Genomic DNA, 18,268 nt, shown 5'->3' with positions numbered 1-18,268 from the left:
ACTAAATAAACCGGTTAATCAAGAAATTTTTGTAAAAGTCAGATATTTCAATTACCGTGAATATTTTAAATTTTTTGAATATATTATGTATATTTATTGAATAATATTTTTAAAAAATTTAATGTTTTTTTATTTTTATCTTGAAATTAGGGTTAAACTTAGAAATTCTAAATAAAATCTTACACATATTTTTATCATTTTACTTTAAAAATAATCGAAATATATTTGCATCTATTTGATTAAGTTTCCATTTTAAATAGTTATTAATAAAATAAAAAAAGACAAGTCTACACTTGCCCTTTTTTAAAAAATATTCCTTATATTTAACTTAAAATATTATTTACTAAAGTACTAAAACTTAGAACTCTCTACTTTTCTTTCTCATCTTTTTTAGTATCCTAAAACTAAATGAACTATTATATGTTTTTAATTATAGACTAAACACACATAACTCCAAAATAATTATTTCTAACCATATTAAAATTCATCTTTATTTTTATAATTTCTTCCTAAATTTGATTCATTAATACCATTTTTCACAGCCAATTTTATTACAAAATAAATAGCAATTAGTACTATTATTGCAGTCCCACCGCTAATGCCTAATTCTTCCCACATAAAATCACTCCCTTATTTTAAGTAAATATTATTGTTATCTAGATAACTCTAAAAATCGCCATGCTTTTCTCTCATCTTCTTTAGTACCTTAAAGCTAAATTTATTAACATATTCATCATTCTTAACTATTAACTCATAAGCCTCCATCATAGAGGCAAAATATGCAACCATATACGCTCCAATTGAAATCATAAATGCACAAATAACATAATAGTCACTTGGTTTTCCATCTAAGTTAAATCCACTTTCTAATAAGAAAATAACTGTTCCACTTGCAATGATAAATCCTAAACCAGTTATTATTAAAGCAATATATTTTTTTCTTAAAATGTTATATTTACTTTTTAATTCTTTCAAAACATTTTCATCAAAGATAAGGGTTTCCCTTTTTAAAATCTTATAATCTTCCTCTCTAAAACTAGCTGCTATGATTAATCCAAATCCTAGAGCGACCATTATTGCTATGATTATAATTGCAAAAGAATCCTTTAAAAGCGCATAAGGGATATATGCTGCTATAATAGTACTGATTCCTAAAGAAGTATATTTTGAAATCTTATTGGCATTTATTAAAAAGCCTTCAATCATTTCTTTGCTCACATAATAACCTTTTTGAGTTTCAATATTCTCTTCCTTAGTTTCTTTAAGTAAATAATCAATAGACACATTAAAAAAATTACTAATCATAAGTAGTTTTTCAGTTTCAGGGAACCCCTGTCCATTTTCCCATTTACTTATCGCTTGTCTGCTTGTATTTAACCTTTCAGCTAATGCCTCTTGAGACATTCCTTTCTCTTTTCGTAGCTTTAATAATTTCTCACCAAATACCATATACATTCCTCCTATTTAACTTTGTACATGTATCTTATCAAAACAAGCTTTTTACTACTATCACTTTTAAAATGCACTTTGTCAACTTCAGGTTGCACTTGCGCAACTCCTGTAAAATAGCCATTTATATATATCAAAGCTTTCACTTAAGTTTGTATTCCTCAGCTTTTATTTTTTAGATTCTCTAATACTTATTTTCCTCCTTTTTTTGCCTATTGGTATTAATATATTAAACTTTTTATATTTAGCAAAAATACTGTTTTATAGATTTTAACATTTTTTACCTTATAACTTATTAATTTCAATAAAAGTTTAAAAAAACTTGATTCTAAATTAATATTCATATAGCTTAATTATTTATATAGGATTTTTTTTAATTACTACTTAACCATTTTTATTGTTGCTTAAATAAAAAGAAGAGGAATATATCCTCTCCTTTACCATATAAATATATTCTATTTTAATTTAGTACTTTCATAATTATAATCCACACTACTTCCAAGAAGCACATCTTCAATTTTCTCTACTATAAGCCAATCATCCATATTGTTTTGATGTTCAAAATCTAAAGGCTCTATTTTCTCTAAGTTATTAAACTCCACTAAACACAAACATTTTTTATTCCATCTTTTCATTTGCTTTTCAGATAGATTTAATTTATCTTGATTTTCTTGAATAACATTTAAAGAATCATCCTGAGAAAGTTTGACGTAATTTTTTACATTAATTATACTTGCTTTGGCACAAATTTTTTTAGATCCTTTTTTCATAAAATATAAGTCTTCACCTTTAAATACCCTACTATGAGGAATTTTTCTGCCTGCGGCTCCTCTAATGATCATTGTTTTTGTACCCTCAATTATCTTTTCTAACACCTTTTCTTTATCATCACAATAAACTACATGAACCATATTTCCCTCCATTTTCTCCCATTTATATCTATTAATTATACCCACTTACATAATATTATACAAACAAACTTTAATTTAATAATTATTATAAAAAATGATCTTTTTAAATTAGTATTGCTTTTTAGATATAACTGTAAGACCATCTTAATAAACCATTAATTTTAACAGGCTAGGTAAAAATCAACACTTATCTAAAGCATAGCCTAAAAAAAAAGACCAATATTCTATATAAATATAGAATATTAGCCTAACTTTACTCTAATCCCCTTACCCATCCTCACTTATTATTAACAGTCATATGGTTGTAAATTGTAAGTTGTAAATCGTACTCATGTAAATTGTTTGAGCATAAATTATAAAAAGAGTATCTGCTCCTAGATACATATGTACATTTAATTACCTTTTTCCTAGGTTAGGATTTATGACCTCTTTAATAAAAGCTACCAACTAAAAATACTTGTATTATTTAAAACTTACTCTATTAAGTCTATTGTCCAATTTAATCCTTGTAACTTTGTATCAAGTTCTCTATACTCCTTAGAGTATTTATTAATCTCTCTTTGTATCTCATCAACTTTCATTGTGGAAAATATTTTTATTTCAGTTTGAGAATATCTATTGACCTTTACTGTAGCCTCTTCCGCTATTTCTTTTAAAATATTTATTTTCTTTCCAATCATATCTCTTTTAACAATTAAGTCTGAAATACTTTCATTACTACTTGTAATATAGTCACTATTAGTCTTGTTAATCCTTAATATTAAATCTTCCAATTCATTTAATTTCAAAAATATTTCATCATATAAAATATAGGGATTTTCTGATGTTTCTTCTCCTTCTTGAACTAATAGATTCTGATTTATTCTGTTTTTTAAGTTCATTAATTGCTTTTGTAAGTCTGCTCTTAAAATTAATGCCTCAGCTAACTTCATCTTAATTCCTCCAATAAAAAAGCCTGTTAATATTAGTCTCTGTTTTAAAGCAACACTCAACTAAAATAAAGCCTAATATTAAGCTTCATAAATTCCTTTTAATGTGTATTCGTCTAATATATGTCCATCCATTTTCCTAAATAATTCATTTGCATAGAAGCCATTCTCTAAATCCACCATACAATCTAATGCATATACATGAATTTCATAAATATGAGCCTTATCTGGTGGTGCCATTCCCCCATAGTACATACATGCTTCTTTTGGTTTTTGTCCTCCTTGAATACTAATCCAGCTATTTAAGCCTTGTACAATATTCTTTAAAGTTCTACTTGCATTCTCAGGGATTTCTTTTTCTGTGATATTAGCAGCAACCCAATGAATCCATGAGAATCCTCCGCTTACTGGTATAGCATCCTTATCTTCAAGGAAAATAGCATATGATTTTGTCTTCTTTGGTGAATCTTTTATTTTTAAAGGAAGAGAGCACATTGGTATTCCATACTCATCTAAAGGTCCTCTTTTCCCAAATTCATCCTGAATAACTCCATCAATTATTCCCGTACTAGTTACCCTCACAAAATCATCTCCTAAAAATCTTATTTTTGATGCTTACCTCTTTTCTAAGCATCTCTGATTTATACTATGAGTTTATGATAAATCTAATATTTAGTAGACACAATTAATAACTTTTTTGTTTGTATTAAATAAATCGAGTAAATATAATAGGTATTTCCTTTTATCCTACTTAAAATTATTGATTTTATATTTATTCTATATAAAAAACTTATTTATTAAAATCTTTTACTTTGACTCTATTTAAAGTTGATTTTAATATAATTCCAAAAGAAAAAAGCTCTCCTTCCATTAAGAAGTAAAACTTTTTTCTTTACATATCATTATATATTCAATTTTGTTTTTTAATTATTTAATATCATATTTTATTAAATCTCTAACTTAAATTAAAGCAAATTCTAAAAGACTTTCATCTTTCTACTCTTTAGAATTAGTTATATTCCCACTAAATTAATTATAAGTGATACTAGATGCCGGATATAAAGTAGTCCCCCATATTGAAACATTTATATTATTTGTTAATGGTACATTATTCTCATTAATAACATTTCTCCACCATTCCCAAGCAAGTCCTGTACACTCTCTTGCCTTAATATTTATATTCTTTGTATTGGCTTCAAGTGGTATTACTGTAGAATAGTGAGCTGTTTTATCTTGGTAGTTTCCATCCCAAGTTTTATGAGTTAATACTTCATTTCCATTTTTATCGTATGAAACCTCATCCCATGATACATCAAACTGAGCAACATAAGCTCCACTATGATCAAGATTAATCTTTCCTTTAGAATATTCTGTAGAAGTTGTTTCTATATAATCTGTTTTATTATGTACAGCGGCAACTGAATTATCCTTTAAGAAAACACTAGTATATGAAATTGGATAAGCAGGATTTTTTGTACTAAATGTTGCATTATCTTTAATTACATTTCTTATTTCATCAAAGTCTTTAGTTACTACTTTGTTATGTTCCTGTGCATCTCCACCTAAAACAACCGCTGTAAATGAACTGTCTTCATAAATATCTTTATATTGTTCACTATTTTTTACATCAACATTTTTTATAAGGGCATTAAATGCAGCCTGTACATCTTTACTCTTAGATGTTGTTTCTAATTTAACATAAATAGTTCTACCATAAGCTACGTTTGAAACCATAAGTGGTGGTGCTTCGTTGCTTACTCCCTTTTGAGTTAATTCATTAAATGTAACACTATCATCAAAAAGTTCAGATGGATTATTAGGTAACTCTGCACTTACTGTATAAAATATTTGTTTATATGCTAAAACCATAACTTTTTTTTCATTGTTTGCTACGGCATTAAAATCTATTCCAAGTGAGTTCTCAAGAACCTTAGCATTAACATTAAGTGCACTTGCTATTTGAGATTTACTATAAACCATAGATTCTGAATATTGAGTTCTTGCAGGTAAGGTATGTGTTGATGAGTACTTATCACTCCAATTGGATACTAATTGGTCAATTGCTCCTGATACCTTTCCGTAAGTTGGATTGTCCACTTTTATAGTATTTTCATTTTTTAAGCCTGGTAAATCTATACTGATATTCATAGGTTTTCTTTTACACATTAAAAGTGTAGGTCTATTTTCAACAAAGGCATCATCTGCAAGTTGTAACGCCCCTGGATATGTACGATCATTTACAGAATCAACTATTGAGATATCTACTGGTGATGTAGTAAGTGATTTTTTCTGACGCTCTACTACTACAAATTTATCTCCTGTCTTTTTACCCTCTTTTGGAACAAAGCTTTCAATTGTATCTCCATTGTTTGCTAATACTTCGTTTCTATTATAATTTAAGCTTGCTATTCCTGAGTTAATCCCCTCTTGATTGTTAGTAGTATTTGTTGCTGCAAAAGTAGCTACTGGCTGTGTAAACAGACATAAAGCCATTGCAATACTTGCCATAAGTTTTGTTCTCTTAAATTTTATCATAATGTGAATCCCCCTCTTGTAATATAAGTTGATGGTTAATTATCCATTAAACCGTAACAAGTTCATTTTATTTTTCCAATTGTTTAAACAATTAAAAAATGCTTATTATTTTTAGCTTTTTCAGAAAATATTTTCAAACTTTACTTCTATAAGATGCTCAAATTATTGCCTACGCTCAAATAAGTAAACGTATTCTTAGAGTGTAAAAGGAGTCATCTAAAATTACTATTTTATTTAGGTGATTTATCTATTATTAATATGCTTATACACATACCATAATAGATAAATTCACAACCCATTAAATACTCCTAAAAAACTCTTTTTATTAAAATTTAATTAAGAAAATATTTACTAATTGTTCATTTGTAATAAGCAACTTCAATATAACAGACTAAATAATTGCTTTCAATACTCTGTGCATAACTGGCCCTTAAGCGTGAATAACTGGACTTCAAATTATAATTTATAATCACAAATAGAATTTCAAGGTGTTAAAATAAGTCCACAAAAACTTAAAAATAAATTCAAAAAACACTTATAAATATATTCCGAGAGATATTCCCTTCATACTATTTATAAGTGTTTTAGAAAAAGTTTTGATGCAACTCTTTTAATTACTCTATCTCTAGAGCATTCCCACGAATCTCATCAACTGTATGTATTTTATAATTTTTAAATAATAAATATCCTATGTATCCACTACCTGCACTTACAACTACACATCCTAAAGCAGTTAATAATACTTTGTAAGCTGGATTATAAGCAAACATTACAGCAAATCCTGCAATAGGGGTAGCTGTACCTGGAGACATGTTAGTAAGCCCCATTAAAACTATTATTATACCACATAAAGCTCCACCAATAAAATTAGTCACATAGATTGGAATAGGATTAGCTGTGATTATATCAGCCTGTGTTAAAGGCTCTATAGCTACTGATATTGTATCCTTCTTGCTTCCAAACTTCATCTTTTGGAATAAAACAAAATTTAAAAAAGATGATCCGAATACTGATAATGCTCCTATTGCCATTGGTGCTCCCGTTAGTCCAAGCATGGCTGTTAATGCCATTGAACTTAAAGGTGCTGTAGCAACTACTGTTATGATTCCACCAAGGATTATTCCCATTATTATTGGATTAGAATCTGCTGAAGCTATTAAAACTTGTCCAATTTTTAATAAAGTAGAATCAACTATTGGTGTTGTGAAATCACCTATGATTCTTGTAAGAGGTGTAGCTATAACTATTATTACAATTAAATCTAAACCACTTGGTAATTTTTCTTCTAAGAATTTCACTACAAATGACATTAAATAACCTGCTATAAATCCTGGTAATATTCCTAATCCTAAACAAGATAGTCCTATTAAAACTGAATAAACTGGTGAAACTCCTAAAGCTAGTGGTACAAGAATTGCCGCTGCAACTCCTCCTAGGCTTCCATTAGCATCTCCAACCTTCTTCAAAAACTCTATATTTAGAATATTTCCAAAGAATGATGAATGAAATGCCTCAACTAGAAAGCTCGCACAAGCAGCTCCTGCTAATGCTCCCATAGCCTTCATTCCATGTGGTGCTTTGTAACTAAATAAAGTAAACAATCCTAAAACCATTAATAAAAGTCCTGCCCCAATTAAAACTTGCATAAATTTTTTCCTCCTTAGTTTTTAAAAAACCTTTTCTTAAAAATGTTTATTGATTGATATTTATAATAAATTGTATTATTACCTATTAATTTTTTAATCTTCCATGGACTTGTATAATTTATTTTTTAATATTACTTTTATAAATATTAAATCCAACTTAATATTTATATTTTTTTAAGGTTATTTATCATTTTATACTAATTTTTAAAATAATTAAACATTTTTTTAATAAAATGAAAATTTTTAAATATAAAGGAGAAAATATTACAACTTTTCCCTGTTGCATATTTTCTCCTATTATTTGGTTGAAATATTTACTTATATGCTGTTTTATTTACTCCAACTAACAAAGTATAAAACTTCTCAATTAAATTTATATCTTTATAATAATATATATCCATATAATCTTGTGACATTAATAATTATTTTAGCACTTAAATTACACCCATATTTTTATACTTATAAAAATAAATATTAAAGTAATTATCATGCAAATTATCTTAGATAAAATTTTTACATCTTTTTCTTTCCAAGTTTCATAAATATCTTTTATTCCATCAACTAAATCCCATAAAAACATCAATTTCTCAAATAACCACATCTAAGTATCCCCTTAAACAAAGCTTTAATTTCTAATAAAATCTGAATTCATTTTTTGTTTTAGAAAAATCCACCATTGATTATGAAATCCATCATAAAAAACTTCTTCAAATTCATCATTATCTAGTAACCATGCTCTTACTATAGGTATTAAGTCCTCAAATATTTCTCTAGGATATCCTAAATCTAAATCTAGTTGAAACATATAATGACTTATGACTATAATTCCTTGTGGTTTTAGTACGGAATCTAAAGTTTTTAATAAATTTAAAAATGGTTCTTTTAAACTTTCATTAAAACTCTTATTTGCCACTTCCCTCTTAACTAATTCAATCATTTTAGGTAAACATTCCATCCAATCACAATTTACTGTATCAACATCATTTTTAGCACATAAGATTCCTTGAAGAACATCATTTACTCCATGCTGAAATGCTATTATATCAACTTCTCTTTCTTTTATATATTCATTTATAACCCCAGCATCATCATCGATGAGCTCTAAACTTATATTTAAATCTTTTGTTTTTCTAATAAGACTCTCATTTAAAGCCTTATTCATGTTTGCTGTTATATATTTTGAATTTGGATTTGAAACTGATAAACTTTGAGGAATCATATCAGCATCTCCAGATGCTACTTCTAAAAGACACACCTCATTTTTTCCATATAGCTTATTAAATAGTTCTGACCATTTCCACCTAAAATAAAGTTCATTTACTTCTGTAAATTCATTTATTGGTTTTTCTAATAAATTTCTTAATAACTCTTCTCTAACCTCAGTGTTAAATTTTATAAAATTCTCATATTCTTGTTCATTCAAAAACCTTTTTGCATTTTCTAAAGATATAATTTCACTCCTAAAATTATCTATCGCTCTCATATCCTCTTTCCCCTTTAAAATAAATTATAGAAGAAATAATATCATATATACTATTTATTTACGCATATCTAGTTTTGAATTATATATTTTTTCAACTATATGTATAATAATTTCAAATTTACAAATTTTACTTAATAAAAAAGCTATATCAAAATCAATTAACAAAACTCATAATTGAAATATATTATGAGTTTTATCACAGGCTTTGATATAGCATAATTTTTTATTATAAAATTCTAATGTAAGTTCCCGCTTTACATGTTTTTAGAGCATTTTCATTTAATGTTTCAACTTTTTCTGACTTTTCTGATGCTAAATAAACTTTATCTTCTATAACTAAACCTGGGTTAATAGTTCTTATCTTATTTACTTGATATATATCATAATTTTCACTATCTTCTACTACTTTAGCATCATAATTTAATTGATTAACAAAAGCCATTACCTCTTCATCTTTAGAACTTTTAAGTATATTAAACACGTAATTATCATCTTCTAATAAATCATCTAACGTAATCTCATTTACCTTTAAAGCAGCCTTTATTGCTTTAGACAATCTATCATTAGAATATATACTAAGAGGATTCATAAATAAGCCTATAACCTCTTTATAGTATAAATCAACAAACCATTCAGCACTTTCAATAGAACTAATAACAACTTCCCCATTAACTACTCTTAAACTATCTAAAAAGGGTTTAATTTCTTCCTTTGATATAACACCATAGCTAAACATATCTCTTAATGTATAATCAATTCTATCAGCACATAATTTTGGTGCTTTTCTTTCTAAGATAGTCCATTTTGATTCATCATAAAGTATTTCTTTTGGATCATAACCATATTTATTTAATATCTTAGGAATATCAGAATTCTCAATTACATTTTCGAATATTTTCTCATGATAATCTTCTTCTTTGTTGCCTACTACTAAGTCAACAACATGAGAAAATGCAGTATGAGATATATCATGTAATAATCCTGCTGCCTGCTCTGCTATACTTCCTCCCATAAGGCGTACAAATAACATTACTCCAACTGAATGCTCATATCTAGTAACATTCCACCCTGGATTAACAAGGTAGTTAGCTCCCCCTTGATGAATGTTCTTTAATCTCTGAACTTCCCTTGTGTTTACTAGTTCCTCTAATACTGGCTCAACAACAAACTCACCATATACTACATCTTTTATCTTCATGTTCCCCTCCTATTTCTCTTAATATAAAAACTTAAATCATAACATTTTACCATTCAAAGGTAGCTTATTTAAATCAATTATTGTTTTTAATTAATAAAATAATAACATAGCTTTTATTATTTTATTCTCAAATATATTTAAAATTAAAATAAAAAGCGAGCATACAATATACTTACTTTTTCTTTATTTAAAAATTCTATTATCAAACTTATTAATCCTTTTTTATTTTTTAGAGACATTAAAAATTTAAATAATACATATTTACTGATGCAACTACTGTTATATCAGTATTATTTAATTTAAAACTCACAATTGGCGAATAATTATATTTAATTTACTTCAAATACAAAAAGAGCTAGTTTTTAAACTAACTCTTATAATATTCTACTTAAAGATAAATTTCATTATTTAGTCTTCATAGCTTTCTAGTATTCTTACATAGTGATTTGCTTCTCTTAGTACATGGTCAGCAAGAAGTGGTACTATTATAGACCTTATCTCACAATCAAGTATTCCTTTTGTACCAGCCTTTTTAAAATCTCTTAACTTAATTGTTTCTGCTAATGTATCATCTGTAACACTAGGCATTGTCATTTCCATAGCATGACTTGCTTCTTCAATTAATTCGCTAAACTCATTTGCAAAATCATTTGCAGTACTTACTAATTTAGCTTCACTTGGATCAAGTAATCCTCTAATAAATAAAGAATGCTCCATCATAATTTGATTCCAAAATAGTTCAGTTTCTTTAACATTACCATTATCTATATCGTTATTACATTCAATCTCCTCTATATATGAACGATATAATTTAGCTTCTCGTATTATATGTTCAATAAGTAATGGATAATTTACTGTAAACAGCTTACAGCATAACATACCATCTAGAATTTTCATTTTAAATTCTATTAGTCCATCCAATAATTTCAAGGCTCTATTATTAATACTCTTTACACAGCTTATCACCTTAGAATCAATATTCTTTATAGTTGCGCATTCCAAATCTTCCTGCATTAATGTTATCTTAGAATTAATGTTTATTCCTGTATAATATTCTGTTTTCTTTTCTGCACTTAAAGTATACTCAGTAAAAACTTCTCCAGAATTTATTACTGATTGTCTAACCCTTCCTTGGCTTAATTTGACCACCTCTAGTAGAAGCTTTTCAAAACTCTCTTTATACCTATCAGCCTCTTTAGCAAGTTTTGAATTTTTAGGTGTAAATCCAGCCTCTAAAAATAGGGAGTGTTCCTTCATAATTCTCCCAAAAAAAAGATGTAATTCTAGTGATGATGTAACATACTTCTCTCTAGTTATCATAGCTCTCTCCAATACAAGTTTTCTATATTATACTCTTATAAGAACCATTATGTTCTTAATTATAAAACCTATATTTTTATATTATTTCTAATAAAATTGGATTGAAAGATTTAAGAATACTAAATAGATTTATATTTTATAACATAGTAGTTATAAGACTTTTAGTTTATCAATAGCTATTCCGTAATTCATAAATATTAGCCTTTAATATCCTAAAAAAATTACCCCTATTCTTCAGAAAGGGGTAATTTAAATAAAATAACTTTAAAGCTTTTCTATGTACTTAAAAACATCTTTTCTAAATATAACTCCTAAAACACAAGCTATTAGTGCTATTACACCAACAACTATCACAGTAACAATCTTACCTTGTGCTAAATTTGCTCCCATAAAAGATGAAACAGCTAAGGCTGGTATTCTTCCAAGCATAGAAAATATTATAAAATTTTTCATTGTTATGTTACTCAGAGCACAAACCATAATAAGTGAATCCTTAGGTGCACCTGGTACAAGGAATAATATTACTAAAATCAGTTTAAATTTAGGACTATTCAATACTTTTTCTAAGCCATCATACATATCTTTAGGTACAAATTTTTGTACTAACTTCTTTCCAAACTTCTTGCATATATAAAATAAAGCCGCTGATCCAACTGCAATTCCAAAGAATGAAAGCAAAGTTCCTTCTAATGTACCAAATATATATCCCCCAGCCGCTTGTATAACTTCTCCAGGGATAAAAAATATAACAACTTGCAATACCTGAAATATAAAAAATATTAAAGCTGCCCAAGCACCAAACCCTTCAATATAACTCTTTATAACCTCACCATTAGTAATCAATTTATAAAAAACTATTATCTGCTCTCGAGTTAAATAAAGAGTTATTCCTGTAAATATTAAAACTAATATACTTAAAATTATTAAAATCTTCTTTTTCATAAGTTAAATAAATCTTTGATTTTCCTCCTTAACTAGTTTATTTTAAATTTATGGCTTTAGTTTATGTTAATGTTCCCTATAATACTTTATATATAACCTAACTTTAACCACATTAACTCTTTTTATGTAAATCTATTGTAATTTTTTACATACATTATAACTTAATTTTATATGTTAGAGATTATAATAATATTAAATTTGAATTACATTTTAACTTTAAAAGTCTGGCATATAATTTAATCTATTCTTAATTCTTTTATATATTCTACAGGTACATAATCACAAAGCCATACATTGTTATTAGATAAATAAAATTTAATTTCTTTATTAAACATATCTTCTGCATTTACTTCTAAAATAACTAAATCTCCATGTCTCTTGCCAACAATACTTGCTGTTTCTAAATCCTTTGATAAATGAACATACTGTCTTTCCTTTTTTATAAGTCCATTTTTCAAAATAGAATCTAAATATTTTCTTCCAGTACCATGATATAGTTTATTAGGAGGTTTAATAGGCTTTAATTCTAAATTTACAGGAATTGAGTGACCTTGATTGGCTCTTATCTTACTTTTATCTTCATTAAAAGAATATCTTTGTTTTGAATCTCCTCTAACTATTCTTTCTAAGTCATCCATATTAAAATCTTTCCAAGATTTATTTAATCCATTTATTAAGTCTGAAACATTTAAATATCCATGCTCATCTAATTCTAATCCTATTTCTTCTGGTTTATGTCTTAATATTAAACTTATATATTTACTTATTTTTGTATCATTATTTTTCATCCTCAATTACCAACTTTCATCTATATAAATTGACTTTATTATAACTTAATCTAGTCGCGCTTACATAGAAATATTTATATTGATTTAAGCTTTCTTTTTAGATTTAAATTTCATGATTAAAAATACTAAGAAAATAAATAATATTATTGTAAGTAATATTATTACTATTAATATAAGATTTTGATTTGAATGATTAAAAGTGCTTATTTCTTTTGGAATATCATCTGCGTGATTTGAATTTAATTCAGTTCTTTCTCCTCTTACTAATAAACGTTCAGTATTAACACCATAAGGATAACAAGTTAGTAAAGTAACATAGTCTTTACCATTAACTATTTTTAAATCATCAATTTGGTTAGGATTTACCACTTTAATCTGATCTACTTTATAAGCAAGATCTTTTTTGAAAACATGTAAATAGAATATGTCTCCTTCTTTTAATTTATCTATATCTGTAAATAATTTTTGATTTGTCAGACCAGTATGAGCAGACAATACAGAATGAGTATTTACTCCACCAATTGGAATAGAAGTGCCTTCTAACACTCCAACCCCCTTTTTTAATGTATCTACTGAAGTTCCAAAATATATAGGTAAATTAATATTTATACTAGGAATTTCTATATATCCTAATACGCTCCCCTGCTCAATATTTAAATCTGAAGGTAGATTATTGTCTGCAGTTCCATTGAATAAATCTTGATTATATTTATTAATTTTTTTTATTAAACCACTAAGTTCTTCATCATTAACATTATTTATTTTTTTTGTATAATCGGAAATTGTGGAAACTGCCATTTTATTGTTTATGTAATTAGAAAAGCTAGGATATAGTAAGAATCCTAAGGCAATTAATGTAATTAAAATTAAAATAAAAAAATATAGTTTTCTTAGCTTTTTCAAATAATTTTTCATAGTAATAAAATTACTATGAAGTTCACCTCCTCAATTAAATATAATGCATCAAATATAAATATTATCTCATAAAAAAACTTCTTTTTAAGTAAAGGATTATATAGAATAAACTTTACATTATAAAAAGAAGTTTTTTATTTAGGCTATGTTTTAGGTGAATGTTAAGTTTTAGCTAGTTCTTCAGACTTAGCTTAAAACAAACCTTTTATTTAATATTTATTTTTAGTTTTTTTATTATTTTCTAATTTAATGTATCCAAGCCCTAATATAGCTAGAACGCAAACCACACTTAATAAGATAATAGCTATTTTTATGAATCCTGTTGTTCCAAATCCACCTGTGTTTGGAAGAGAGAATCCTTCATAGTTTTCTATTTGAACATTAAATAAAGTATTTCCATCTTTTTCTGAAATATCATCTATTATGCTAGAAGCCTCATTGATGTTAGAAATATTTATAGTGGCAGCACCATTATAATTACCTCTAATATCTTTGTTAGCTGTAATTCTTAAGTCTATCGGATCTTTTAATAGACTATATCCATTTGGAGCTTTTTCTTCTGTAATAATATAAGTTCCTTCTTCTAATCCTGTGAATGTTGTAACACCATTTGAGTCAGTTACTGCATTTCCTGTAAGAGGAACTACTTGTCCATCTTTATTGTATGTATATGATGCTAATACATTTCCTTTAGAATCTTTTATTGAGAATTCAGCACCAGCTAAAACTTTAGACTTATCATTTGAATCAACTTTTTTAATACCAAATCCCCAAGTATAAGAAGTAACTTTATCAGTTAAAGTTTTATAACTATTTTCAACATTTGGATTATTAGTATAATCTAATTCTATAGTATTGGGATTACCAGGATTTCCTACAGTACTAACAACTGCCTCATTATTTAAAGTAGCTTGGTAATTTAATGTTAAACCAGTATCTACATAAGTTTTTATATTATCATATACAAAATTAATTGTAATCACTGTTGAACCATCTGATTGTTTTTGTGAACTTAAAGTATAATCTTCTGGACTACTAAAAACTTTATCTCCTGAAGTTATTTTAAATCCAGTAGCCTCATCGTATGTTAACCCTTTGCTCATAGTATCTGTAAATTTATACATTATATTTTTCGCATTTGCTTCATATGTTGGTATAGTCGCATTTACTTGATATTTTATAACATCTCCAATATTATCAGAAGAAGTTTTAACTTTTTCATTATTTTCAATTATATTTTTTTCTAATGCAGGAGTATTATCTTTTGGATTAATAGTCACATTATAATTCCATGTATCTCCTGAAACTTCTGGAACTGAAACTAATATAGGTCCTGAAGCAACAGCAGCCCCCTCTGAATCACTTGAAGTTTCTGTTACTAAATAATATCCTAAATTAACAGTATTTTCTTGTCCCTCTAAAAGTTTTTGTCCTAATACATCATTATCAGTAACATATTTATGTAAATCAACGGCAAATTGTTTTGTTTGTTCTGCATCTAAATTTTGTATATCATTTTCAGAATAAGAACCATATTGTGAATTATTAAAAAATCCTTTAAACTCACTAGTTGGTGAATATTCATAAGCATCTCCACTCTGGGTTGCATCTAATAACTTATATGCATTAAAAGTTGCCCCATTTTTTGCTATTGTTATACTACCTGTAGTTGGTGCATTCTTAGAAATTGATGGTGTTGCTGCAAATACAGGGATTGATGTTGCAATAAAAATAAACATGAATGACATAAAGATACTAAGTTTTTTTAAAATATTGTTTTTCATTTATTAATTCTTCCTTTCTTTTAAAATAAATTTAGTGCTAACTAACAAGATTAATACCCCTGCTAATAATGTAATTCCAATTAAATAAAATTTAAAAGTTCCACTTCCGCCTGTTTCAGGTAATATTATTCTTGGGATATTTTTTACTGAAATACTATATCCATCTATTTCCGAGTTTTTATTTAAAATTATTTTTTCGCCTTGTTCTCCTATTTTATAAAAGCTTTCTTCAGAGTTTAAAGTTATATAAATATCTTCACTTAATTTATAACCATTAGGAGACTTTATTTCTTTTAATATGTAATTACCATAAGGTAAGTTATTAATTTTAAAAGATGCATCATTTCCTAAAGGTACTAAATTTATAGTTCCATTTTCATTTATTTCATAATTGTCTTGTTCAGAGCTAAATTTTAAAGCATTTTCAGGATCGTCTTGTTTTGCTAATTCAAATTCAGCACCTAAAATAGGATCATCTTTTTCATCTATTTTATTTATAACTAAGTTACAAGTAGTTGGGAGTGGATCATCTTTAGCAACTACTTTAACTACCTTACTTTGATTATTCACATTAAATTTAATAGGTATCTGACCAAGTTTATATCCATCTGGTGCTTTAGTTTCTTCTAATTTATAATCACCATAAGGTAATTCTAGTGTTATTGGTGATTCTGATGAACTTATAATATTGGTAATCTCTTTACCATAGACATCTTTAACAGGGTTGCCATCTTTAGTTGTTAGTTTAAAAATAGCTCCATCAAGTAAAGTGGCTTCTGCATCATTTTTAGATATTTTGATTATTTCTACTAAAGGATTTTTTTTAGTAGAAACTTCATTGGTAGGATTGCCATTTACATATGCAATATTTTTAACCTCATCTCCTGGCTTAACATTTTTCATACTTGCTTCTATAGTAATATAAGCATCATCATTAGGATCTATAGCCGCTTTATCATTTTTAATAGTCAGTTTTTTTGTTGTTTCATCAAAATTAGTAGTAAATTGATCAGTAGATGTTATTTTAATATCACTTAATCTAGAATCTAATGTATCAACAATATTTAAAGTATCTTTTAAAAAATGTCCATAAGAATCAAATTTAATTTGATATTTAATTTTTTGATCATTAGGATCATTGGTTACATTTGTTTTATCTACATGTTTGTAAACGTTTAGAGCACCTGCATCTTTGGATAATCTTGAATAATGACTAGAAGGTACATCTTTTGATTCACTGTCATAATATAAATTTGCATTATTTAAATATCCATCTTCAGTAGATGTAACAAGTGTATTATAACTAATAAAGTAATGGTCATATGGTATATCTCCAAAATCTACTTCCAAAGATTTAGTATCAGCTTTAAGTTTATTATTGTCCCAAAACTCTTGTGTGGCATCTGTGCTTTTCCCAGAAAAACTATCTCTCCTTATATGTATACTTGCTGTATCTAAAGCCATTCCTTTTGGAATATTATCAACAAATTTAGCATTATTTAAATATTGTCTAGTATGTGGATTTATACCATCACCTAAATTTATTTCTATATAATATGTTATAGGCTTGTTTCTATCAGTTATTTCTCCATAATATTGCTTTACCCCATCCTTATCTATAGCAGCGTTTGGTAAATTAGCTGTTTTGTACATAAGTGGATACTTACCAGAACCCCCACCTTGAGACTCGTTACCTGTTACATCTATTGTTTTAGTTTGTCCATTTAAATCAATGTTAACTGGATATTTTACACCTTGTCTAATATTGCTATTTCCAGTGACACGTATAGATAGATATCCTGTTACAGCTTTTTCTACATTTTCATTAAATATTAGAGTAACTACTCCATTTTTATTAGTACAACTGGTAAAATGTGCATCGGAATATACAGGTGTTATATCCTTAAAAATATCTGGAAATTCAATAACAATTTTATCGCCAGGTTTTAGTTTGCTTTTATCTAAAATCTTATAGTCAATTTGTAAAGTATTGATTATATCTTTTGAGACAGTATTACTTTGGAAAGTAGCACTTGTAATTTCAACACCACCATCACCTTGAAGTAATTTTGAATTTTCACCAAATACAAGAACTCCAGGTGAGATTATACTTAATAGCATAGAAATAAATGTTGCTAAGGCCGTAATAAAATACTTTTTCTTTCGCTTCACAGAACTCCTCCTTTCTTTAATAAAATTAAAAATAAAAAAACCGACTAATATTTATAAATTTTTATAAATATAGCCGGTTGCATCAATAACTCAATATATCCCAGATGCCCAGATACAGGATATATCTCAACGTTTCTATAATTTGTATTCATTTTATTTACTTTTTAATTGTTTTTAGGTCAATTGAATTCGTCTT

The 18,268-nt window shown here is 26.9% G+C and carries 16 protein-coding genes and 1 riboswitch; all 16 genes read right to left on the bottom strand.

Translation table 11 applies throughout. The annotated features are described in order from the left end of the window. Nucleotides 1-477: 477 nt before the first annotated feature. The 16 genes from OIF33_RS15975 to OIF33_RS15900 all read right to left on the bottom strand — a co-directional run bounded on the left by OIF33_RS15975 (nucleotide 478) and on the right by OIF33_RS15900 (nucleotide 18,072). Nucleotides 478-618 carry a DUF6019 family protein gene (locus OIF33_RS15975; protein WP_322505231.1) on the bottom strand — a complete coding sequence of 47 codons (141 nt, stop codon included), beginning with the start codon at nucleotides 616-618 and terminating at the stop codon, nucleotides 478-480. Between the two features lie 48 nt (nucleotides 619-666). Next, entirely contained in the window at nucleotides 667-1,449 is a 783-nt protein-coding gene (locus tag OIF33_RS15970) for a helix-turn-helix transcriptional regulator (RefSeq protein ID WP_322505230.1), read from the bottom strand. Between the two features lie 455 nt (nucleotides 1,450-1,904). Then, the gene (locus tag OIF33_RS15965; RefSeq protein ID WP_322505229.1) at nucleotides 1,905-2,360 is read right to left on the bottom strand and encodes a hypothetical protein; all 456 of its coding nucleotides are present in this window, start codon (nucleotides 2,358-2,360) and stop codon (nucleotides 1,905-1,907) included. Between the two features lie 473 nt (nucleotides 2,361-2,833). Continuing rightward, nucleotides 2,834-3,292 carry a DIP1984 family protein gene (locus OIF33_RS15960; RefSeq protein ID WP_322505228.1) on the bottom strand — a complete coding sequence of 153 codons (459 nt, stop codon included), beginning with the start codon at nucleotides 3,290-3,292 and terminating at the stop codon, nucleotides 2,834-2,836. Between the two features lie 78 nt (nucleotides 3,293-3,370). Then, nucleotides 3,371-3,871 carry a YbhB/YbcL family Raf kinase inhibitor-like protein gene (locus OIF33_RS15955; protein ID WP_322505227.1) on the bottom strand — a complete coding sequence of 167 codons (501 nt, stop codon included), beginning with the start codon at nucleotides 3,869-3,871 and terminating at the stop codon, nucleotides 3,371-3,373. A gap of 447 nt (nucleotides 3,872-4,318) precedes the next feature. Further along, nucleotides 4,319-5,824 carry a thiol-activated cytolysin family protein gene (locus OIF33_RS15950; RefSeq protein ID WP_322505226.1) on the bottom strand — a complete coding sequence of 502 codons (1,506 nt, stop codon included), beginning with the start codon at nucleotides 5,822-5,824 and terminating at the stop codon, nucleotides 4,319-4,321. A gap of 614 nt (nucleotides 5,825-6,438) precedes the next feature. Then, nucleotides 6,439-7,470 carry a PTS sugar transporter subunit IIC gene (locus OIF33_RS15945; RefSeq protein WP_322505225.1) on the bottom strand — a complete coding sequence of 344 codons (1,032 nt, stop codon included), beginning with the start codon at nucleotides 7,468-7,470 and terminating at the stop codon, nucleotides 6,439-6,441. A 439-nt stretch (nucleotides 7,471-7,909) separates the two neighbouring features. Then, nucleotides 7,910-8,071, bottom strand: coding sequence for a hypothetical protein (locus OIF33_RS15940; RefSeq protein ID WP_322505224.1), 162 nt, complete (start codon nucleotides 8,069-8,071; stop codon nucleotides 7,910-7,912). A 24-nt stretch (nucleotides 8,072-8,095) separates the two neighbouring features. After that, nucleotides 8,096-8,953, bottom strand: a complete 858-nt coding sequence (locus OIF33_RS15935) for a hypothetical protein (protein ID WP_322505223.1) — start codon at nucleotides 8,951-8,953, stop codon at nucleotides 8,096-8,098. 226 nt (nucleotides 8,954-9,179) lie between these two features. Then, nucleotides 9,180-10,151, bottom strand: a complete 972-nt coding sequence (locus tag OIF33_RS15930; RefSeq protein ID WP_322505222.1) for an HD domain-containing protein — start codon at nucleotides 10,149-10,151, stop codon at nucleotides 9,180-9,182. A 408-nt stretch (nucleotides 10,152-10,559) separates the two neighbouring features. Continuing rightward, a complete protein-coding gene (locus OIF33_RS15925) occupies nucleotides 10,560-11,471 on the bottom strand; it encodes a DUF2935 domain-containing protein (RefSeq protein WP_322505221.1) in 912 nt (303 codons plus the stop codon). A 264-nt stretch (nucleotides 11,472-11,735) separates the two neighbouring features. Next, nucleotides 11,736-12,413, bottom strand: a complete 678-nt coding sequence (locus OIF33_RS15920; protein WP_322505220.1) for a TVP38/TMEM64 family protein — start codon at nucleotides 12,411-12,413, stop codon at nucleotides 11,736-11,738. Between the two features lie 236 nt (nucleotides 12,414-12,649). Beyond that, nucleotides 12,650-13,201 (bottom strand): RNA 2'-phosphotransferase, encoded by a 552-nt coding sequence (locus OIF33_RS15915; RefSeq protein WP_322505219.1) that lies wholly within the window; start codon nucleotides 13,199-13,201, stop codon nucleotides 12,650-12,652. Nucleotides 13,202-13,285: 84 nt separating this feature from the next. Continuing rightward, entirely contained in the window at nucleotides 13,286-14,104 is an 819-nt protein-coding gene (locus OIF33_RS15910; RefSeq protein WP_322505218.1) for a class C sortase, read from the bottom strand. A 221-nt stretch (nucleotides 14,105-14,325) separates the two neighbouring features. Beyond that, nucleotides 14,326-15,900 carry a SpaH/EbpB family LPXTG-anchored major pilin gene (locus OIF33_RS15905; RefSeq protein WP_322505217.1) on the bottom strand — a complete coding sequence of 525 codons (1,575 nt, stop codon included), beginning with the start codon at nucleotides 15,898-15,900 and terminating at the stop codon, nucleotides 14,326-14,328. 3 nt (nucleotides 15,901-15,903) lie between these two features. Then, nucleotides 15,904-18,072 (bottom strand): SpaA isopeptide-forming pilin-related protein, encoded by a 2,169-nt coding sequence (locus OIF33_RS15900; protein ID WP_322505216.1) that lies wholly within the window; start codon nucleotides 18,070-18,072, stop codon nucleotides 15,904-15,906. Between the two features lie 62 nt (nucleotides 18,073-18,134). Further along, nucleotides 18,135-18,218: riboswitch (cyclic di-GMP riboswitch) on the bottom strand. Nucleotides 18,219-18,268 lie beyond the last annotated feature (50 nt).

It is taken from the genome of Clostridium sp. LIBA-8841, from assembly GCF_034439435.1.
In the GTDB taxonomy this organism is placed as follows: Bacteria; Bacillota; Clostridia; order Clostridiales; family Clostridiaceae; genus Sarcina.
Note: the sequence above shows the minus strand (reverse complement) of the source record. Positions and strands in the feature narration are given on the sequence as shown.

Coding starts and splice junctions, on each gene's coding strand:
- OIF33_RS15975 (WP_322505231.1), bottom strand. CDS start 618: ATGTGGGAAGAATTAGGCATTAGCGGTGGGACTGCAATAATAGTACTA.
- OIF33_RS15970 (WP_322505230.1), bottom strand. CDS start 1,449: ATGGTATTTGGTGAGAAATTATTAAAGCTACGAAAAGAGAAAGGAATG.
- OIF33_RS15965 (WP_322505229.1), bottom strand. CDS start 2,360: ATGGTTCATGTAGTTTATTGTGATGATAAAGAAAAGGTGTTAGAAAAG.
- OIF33_RS15960 (WP_322505228.1), bottom strand. CDS start 3,292: ATGAAGTTAGCTGAGGCATTAATTTTAAGAGCAGACTTACAAAAGCAA.
- OIF33_RS15950 (WP_322505226.1), bottom strand. CDS start 5,824: ATGATAAAATTTAAGAGAACAAAACTTATGGCAAGTATTGCAATGGCT.
- OIF33_RS15945 (WP_322505225.1), bottom strand. CDS start 7,470: ATGCAAGTTTTAATTGGGGCAGGACTTTTATTAATGGTTTTAGGATTG.
- OIF33_RS15940 (WP_322505224.1), bottom strand. CDS start 8,071: ATGTGGTTATTTGAGAAATTGATGTTTTTATGGGATTTAGTTGATGGA.
- OIF33_RS15935 (WP_322505223.1), bottom strand. CDS start 8,953: ATGAGAGCGATAGATAATTTTAGGAGTGAAATTATATCTTTAGAAAAT.
- OIF33_RS15930 (WP_322505222.1), bottom strand. CDS start 10,151: ATGAAGATAAAAGATGTAGTATATGGTGAGTTTGTTGTTGAGCCAGTA.
- OIF33_RS15925 (WP_322505221.1), bottom strand. CDS start 11,471: ATGATAACTAGAGAGAAGTATGTTACATCATCACTAGAATTACATCTT.
- OIF33_RS15920 (WP_322505220.1), bottom strand. CDS start 12,413: ATGAAAAAGAAGATTTTAATAATTTTAAGTATATTAGTTTTAATATTT.
- OIF33_RS15915 (WP_322505219.1), bottom strand. CDS start 13,201: ATGAAAAATAATGATACAAAAATAAGTAAATATATAAGTTTAATATTA.
- OIF33_RS15905 (WP_322505217.1), bottom strand. CDS start 15,900: ATGAAAAACAATATTTTAAAAAAACTTAGTATCTTTATGTCATTCATG.